The 6,313-nt window shown below is 68.2% G+C and carries 5 protein-coding genes; 1 reads left to right on the top strand and 4 read right to left on the bottom strand.

What is annotated here, in order from left to right:
• Nucleotides 1–181 precede the first annotated feature (181 nt).
• The 4 genes from G3N99_RS32400 to G3N99_RS32385 form a co-directional block, all read right to left on the bottom strand.
• On the bottom strand, nt 182–838 hold the full coding sequence (locus G3N99_RS32400) for a VC0807 family protein (protein ID WP_174943018.1): 657 nt from the start codon (nt 836–838) through the stop codon (nt 182–184).
• 157 nt (nt 839–995) lie between these two features.
• Nucleotides 996–2,933, bottom strand: coding sequence for a HAMP domain-containing sensor histidine kinase (locus G3N99_RS32395; RefSeq protein ID WP_206124410.1), 1,938 nt, complete (start codon nt 2,931–2,933; stop codon nt 996–998).
• A gap of 441 nt (nt 2,934–3,374) precedes the next feature.
• A complete protein-coding gene (locus tag G3N99_RS32390; RefSeq protein ID WP_206124411.1) occupies nt 3,375–4,439 on the bottom strand; it encodes a 2,3-butanediol dehydrogenase in 1,065 nt (354 codons plus the stop codon).
• 347 nt (nt 4,440–4,786) lie between these two features.
• Nucleotides 4,787–5,527 (bottom strand): GNAT family N-acetyltransferase, encoded by a 741-nt coding sequence (locus G3N99_RS32385; RefSeq protein WP_206124409.1) that lies wholly within the window; start codon nt 5,525–5,527, stop codon nt 4,787–4,789.
• 213 nt (nt 5,528–5,740) lie between these two features.
• Here G3N99_RS32385 and G3N99_RS32380 point away from each other — a divergent pair.
• A partial coding sequence (locus tag G3N99_RS32380; RefSeq protein ID WP_206124408.1) for an MFS transporter occupies nt 5,741–6,313 on the top strand: 573 nt, incomplete at its 3' end.

Raw genomic sequence — 6,313 nt, 5'->3', positions numbered from 1 at the left:
GGCCGACGCTCAGGCCGTGCTGCGGGCGATGCCACGCGAACGCGGCGGCCGCGAACAGGGCGAGCCAGATCGTGGCGGACGGAAGGAGTGAAAGGGACATGACAGGAACGGCATTCGTCGGACGAGACGCCGCGCATCATACAGCAGCCGTCTTGCGATGCCGGCGGGGAACCGTCAGCGCTCAGCGGCCGGCGGTTTCGGTGACGCCGTCGCGACCCGGGATGTGGACGCTGTTGCGCTCGCGCATCCGCCGCCGGTACCAGAACGTCCACAGCAGCAGACAGCCGAACACGGTGTAGCCCATCACCGGCGACACGACCAGCACGCGTTCGACCGGCCAGGTCACGACCATCCAGAGGCGCAGCAGCATTTCCAGCGTCATGAACGCGCCCCACACGAACGTCATGCGCCGGAGCATCTGCCGCAGCCCCGGCTGTGCGTTCCAGACGGCTTCGAAATGCGCGGCGCCGCCTTCCATCTCGCGGGCCACGGTGGCGCGGGCGAGATAGAAGATCAGCGGGCGTTCGCGGAACAGCGACAGCAGGAACACGACGCCGATCGTGCCCGACGCGAGCGATTCCCGCATCAGCAGCGTGCGGGGGCTGCCGCCGAGCGCCATCCCGATGATCGACAGCGCGATGCCGAGCAGCACGATGGCCGCCACCGCATCGACGCGGCGCGAGCGGATGAATTCGACGATCGACCAGATGATCGGCGGGACCGCCGACGCATACAGCGCGCCGGTTTCGCCGAAATACGGCTGCGCGGCCCGGTAGGCAACCCAGGGCAGCACCAGGTTGACGAAGAGTTCGAGAATCAGTCCGGCTCGCGGTTTCACGGTGAGCAATTCCACGCAGGTTGGGGCGAACCTGCAAAGGGCGTGGTGGCCCTCGGTTGCCCCGAAAAGGGTTCGGTCCAGTATATCGAAGAATCGGGCGGGGCTGCGGTGCCGCTTCGGCCGCTTGCCGCTGGCGCCGCCGGTGCCGTCGTCAGCGTCACGGAAGCGCCGCGGCCGGCAGCGTGATCGTGACCGTGGTGCCTTGCAGCACGACGCTGTGCACGTGGATCGTGCCTTCGTGCCGTTCGACGACGGCCTTGACGAACGCCATGCCGAGCCCGACGCCGCTGGTTTCCGGCTGGCCGGCGGTGCGAAAGCGCCGGTAGCGCTCGAACAGCCGCGTCTGGTCCGCGCTGCTGATCCCGCACCCGCTGTCGCGGATCGTGCAGCGCACGGTCTTGCCGTCGGCGCCCGGCTCGACCCTGCATTCGACGCTCGTCAGCGACGCACTGTACTTGATGGCGTTGTCCAGCAGGTTGATCAGCGCGCGCGACAGCAGCGCGGGGTCGCCCAGCACGATCGTGTCGTCGTGCCGCGGCACGTCGTCGATCGACATCGATTTCCGGTGCGCGAGCGGCCATACCGCGTCGCGCGCCTCGTTCATCAGGTCGGCGAGGTTGACCGGCACGCGTTCGTAGTCGCTGGCCTCCGCACGCGAGAGCTGCGCGAAACCGTCGGCCATCGCCAGCGTGTGCCGCGCCAGCTTGCCGATTCTCGCGAACTGCTGCTTCATCTGCGCCTCGCCCACCCGTCGTGCGTGCGTGTCGATCAGGATGATCAGCGAGGTCAACGGGGCGCGCATGTCGTGCGAGAACAGCGTCAGCATGTCGTTGCGCTGGCGCTCGAGCATGTCGCGGCGGACGGTCGCGTTGCGCAACGTTTCCAGCGCATCATGGATCCGCGTGATCTCGGGCCCGATGCCGCGCGGCATCGCGACGTGCGACGTATCGCCATCGCTGAGCGCGACGATCCGGCGGCCGAGCGCATCGAGCGGCTTCGACAGCAGTCGCTGCATCCCGCGCGCGAGCGAGGCGAGGATCGCGATGCACAGTGTCGTGGCGAACGCCGACAACGCGACCTTGATCCGGGCGGTGTGCCGGTCGCCGATCGCGCGACGCCGCGCAAGGTCGATCACGTGATCGCGCAGCAGCTCGCTCGACCGGAAATGCGGCACGATCGCGCGGGAAAAGTCGACCGCACTCATGGCATAGGCGCCGTTCTTGCCGCTGGCGACGGTCGCGTCGACGAGCGGCAGGATGTGCGCATCGAAGGCCCCGTTGAGCTCCGCGTATTCGCGCGCCACGTCAGGGTCGTCGAGCTGCGCGCCGATTGCGCCGTCGATCAGCGCGCGCAATTGCTCGATGCGGCCGCGCATCCGCATGATGTCCGCGAACTGCGTGCGATCGAGCGCCTGCCGCGCGAACATCGGCGCGATGAGCAGCGAGCCCGTGCGGCCCGCGTATTCGCGGAGATCGCCGAGGAGCCGCGCGAGCAGGATCGCACCCGACGTGCGCGGGTTGCGCATCGCGGTGTCGGTCATCGCGCCGTCGATCAGCAGCGACAGCGTGTCGACGATCCGGAACAGGCGTGCCTGCGCGTGCTGGATATCGTGAACGCTGCGGGTCGCAAGCGGCCGTGCGTCGAGTGCATCGACTTCCGTACGCGCATCGGCGAGCGTCATCCGGACCGAGTCGAGTGCATGCAGCAGGTTGCTGCGTTCGCGATCGTCGAGCACGGTCGCCTGCGCGATGCCGGCGCGAAAACGTTCGAGCGCCTGGTCGGAGCGCACGCGCGCGGCGAGCAGCTTGCGGGCCTCGGCGGCGCCGTCGTCCTGCAGGCGCACCAGCAGGTCGTTCGTCGGGCCGCGTTCGGCCGAGATGACGTTGGCGGTGCTCATCGCGCCACGGACGAATTCGAAGCTCTGCAGGTCGGCGTTTTCCTGCCGGTATTGCCGGACACTCCCCCAGATGATCGTGCCGCACAGCAAGGCCAGCAGCGTGGTGACGAGTGCGAAGCCGATATGGGTCTTCTGCTGGATCGTCAGCGATCGAATGTTATATGCGCGTTCCCGGCTAAACGAGAATGAACGATTCATGACACACCATGTTTGCAAGCTATCCCGGGTGGGCCCGTATTCTCGGCCTGTCGGCGCCGTGACGCCGTAAGGTTTTGTGGGGGCGCGGGGGCTGCCTTCAAGGGGGCGCCAACGATCCTGGCAGGGAGGCCGGGTCGTGTCTTGCACAGGATCACCTTGCGTCAGTGTCCTGTCGACAGCGGACGAATCGCGCTTGATCCGGAGAAACCCTGATCGCGTATCAAGCCGGTGGCACGTTACGACGGATGGTTTGGATTGCGAATGTTTTTGATCGTCGTGTTCGAGCGGTGCACGGCATCCGGCTCGCGACGGACGACGGCGGCAAGGAGGGGGCGCGGGAGGGGAATGGCAGGCGCGCCGCCCGCGCACGGGCGACGCTTCAGGGTGACGCTTTCAGCACGCGTGCCGCGGCGCGAATCGCTGCCGCAGCCGCGCGCGCGGTCAGGCGAGGGCGGGCTGAACGATGATCTTCACGTTCCGGTCCTTGTGGTTGACCAGTTCCTCGAAGCCGTGCGAGACGATGTCGCCGAGCGCGATGCGCCCGGTGATGAGCGGCTGCACGTCGATGCGGCCGTCCGCGATGAAGCGGATCACATCCGCGAATTCGCCGTTGTACGCGAGCGAGCCGATCACTTCCTTCTCGGTCGACACGATGTCGAAGAAGTTGAACGGCGCCGGCTCCTCGAAGATGCCGACCATCACCGACTTGCCGGCCTTGCGGATCACGTCGATCGCGAGCTTCGCGGTGGTGGTGTGCCCGATGCACTCGAACGACACGTCGGCGCCGTAGCCGCCGGTCAGCGCCTTGACTTCCGCGATCGCGTCGGACGTCTTCGGATCGATGACGACGCTCGCGCCGACTTCCAGCGCCTTCTGCTTGCGCGCGGCCGACATTTCCAGCGCGATCACGCGCCCGGCGCCCGCGGCCTTCGCGCACATGATCGTGCACAGGCCGATCGTGCCCGCGCCGACCACGACGACGGTCTGCCCGACGATGTTGCCGGCCTTCTTCACCGCATGCAGCCCGACCGCGAGCGGTTCGATCAGGGCGCCGGCCTCGGTCGGGAAATCGTCGGGCAGCTTGTACAGCAACTCGGCCGGCACGTTCACGTATTCGGCGAATGCGCCGTTGTTCATCAGCCCGGTGAACGCGAGGTTCTCGCAGATGTTGTACAGCCCGTGCCGGCAATACCAGCAGGTGCCGCAATGCTGGCACGCGTCGGCCGTCACGCGGTCGCCGACCGCGAAGCCCGTCACGCCCGCACCGAGTTCGGCGATCTCGCCGCTGAACTCGTGGCCGAGGATGCATTGGCCCTTCAGGCCCGTCAGCGGATGCGGCGCGTCGACCGGGATGAAGACGGGGCCCGCGACGTATTCGTGCAGGTCGGAGCCGCAGATCCCGCACCAGTGCACGCGAATCGTGACCCAGCCTGCCGGCGGGCGCTCCGGAACGGGAACCTGTTCGACGCGGATGTCGTGGCGGCCGTGCCAGACGGCAGCTTTCATGCTGGGGGCGGTGGTCGATGCCGGTGTACTCACGTTGCTGTCTCCATCAGGTTGTCGTCGGGCGCGAGGCGTGGCTGCCGGTGCGCCCGTCGCGCGATTGCGCGATCGACCGATATGCAGGAACGGGGCCAGCTCGAGTCGGGGCGACGGAGGGCGATCGGACAGGACCTGCGTGGTGCGATGCGCGATTTCCCCGTTCGTTGGCAGGAAACGGGTTGACGGGGGCGTGGCGTGACGTTTGCTGCGATGGCTGAACGACACGCCGGTGAGACGCTGGGACGTTCGTCTCAGTGAAATGAGACGATTCGCGAGACGCGCGGCGATGGCCGGTGCGGTTCGATGCGCGTTCAGGCGACGACTGCGTCGACTGTAACGGGTGCGAGCAGCGTGAATCCGGCGGCGCGGTACAGCGGCAGGCCCGCCTCGGTCGACACGAGCCACACCCGCTGCGCGCCGCGTTGCCGTGCGTGCGCGACGATCGCGGCGAGCAACTGCATTGCGAGGCCGCGGCGGCGGTATGCGTCGCCCGTCCCGACCCGGTCGACGACGATGTCGCGCGCCGACGCAAAGCCGTAGCGCGCGGTGGCGGCGATCTGCCCGTCCAGCCGGTGCGCGAACAGGAACGCGGCCGGATTCGGCTGGAACGGCGGGAATGACGCGCCCGCATTGAACGTATCGACGTCGCCCGGCGTGTGGCAGGCGAGCGCCTGCGCGAGGGCATCGTCGCCGGACAGCCTGCCGATATCGGCGGCCATGAAATGCTCGTCCGACAGCCGGCGTGTCCTGCCTTGCAGCGCGGGCGGCAGCGGCACGGCGCCGTAGCGCGTGAGCCACGCGCCGACGGTGAACGGGCCGTCGCCATCCGCGGGCGCGCCTTCGATCACGAAGTGCTCGAAGGGCCGCCCCATGCCGGCGTCGAATCGCACGACGTGGCCGTCCGGGCTGTCGTGCAGCGGCGCATCGCGCCGGTCGCGTGCGGCGCAGTATCCGGCGATGAAGGTGCGCACGGCGGCCTTGCGGCCGGGGAAGGTCGACCAGGCTGTGTCGAGCGGAAGCGGGGCGTCGGGAGCGGGAGAGGCGGTCGGCATGCGGTCGTATGCAACGTCGTCGGGGCGAAGCCGTCAGCTTAGATCAGGCGCCCACACGCTGCCATGCCGATCCATTGCCGCGATCGGCGGAACGGATCGTTGCGCACATTACCTCTTTACTTGAAGTTAACTTCAATTTGTATCATGTGCGCCAGTCCGATCGCGGACGCGTGACGCATCCCGTTGCACGCGGCCGCTTCAACGGAGGTGGAGATGACCGAATCGCCTGTCGCGGCCGATGCCGCCACGCTGCCGTCGCGCAGCTACCGGGCCGCCGTCGCGAACGTCGTGCTGGCGAGCATCGTGTCGGCGTTGCACGTCGGCAAGGCGACGATTGCGTTGCCGTCGCTCCAGCACGAGTTCGGCGGTTCGCTCGCGTCGCTCAGCGGAATCATGTCGGTGTTTCCGTTCGTCGGCGTGTTCGGCGGTATCGCGGCCGGCCTGCTGGTGCGGCGCTGGGGCGACCGGTTGCTGCTGATCGCAGGCCTCGTCATCCTCGGCCTGTCGAGTATCGCCGGCGCGTGGGCCGGCAGTTTCGCGCTGCTGCTGGCCACGCGCTTCGCCGAGGGGCTCGGTTTCGTGATCGTGGTGGTTGCCGCGCCGGCCGTGCTGAATCGCGTGACGCCACCCGAGCGGCGCAATCTCGCGTTCGGACTGTGGAGCACGTTCATGCCGGTGGGCATGGCGCTGTCGATGCTGGTCGGGCCGCTGCTCGGCGGCTGGCGCAACGGCTGGCTCGCGGCCGCCGTGCTGACGCTCGTCGCGGCGGCTGCGGTGCCCGTCACA

The sequence above is a fragment of the Burkholderia sp. Ac-20392 genome (assembly GCF_017104585.1).
GTDB classification, from domain to species: Bacteria; Pseudomonadota; Gammaproteobacteria; order Burkholderiales; family Burkholderiaceae; genus Burkholderia; species Burkholderia lata.
Note: the sequence above shows the minus strand (reverse complement) of the source record. Positions and strands in the feature narration are given on the sequence as shown.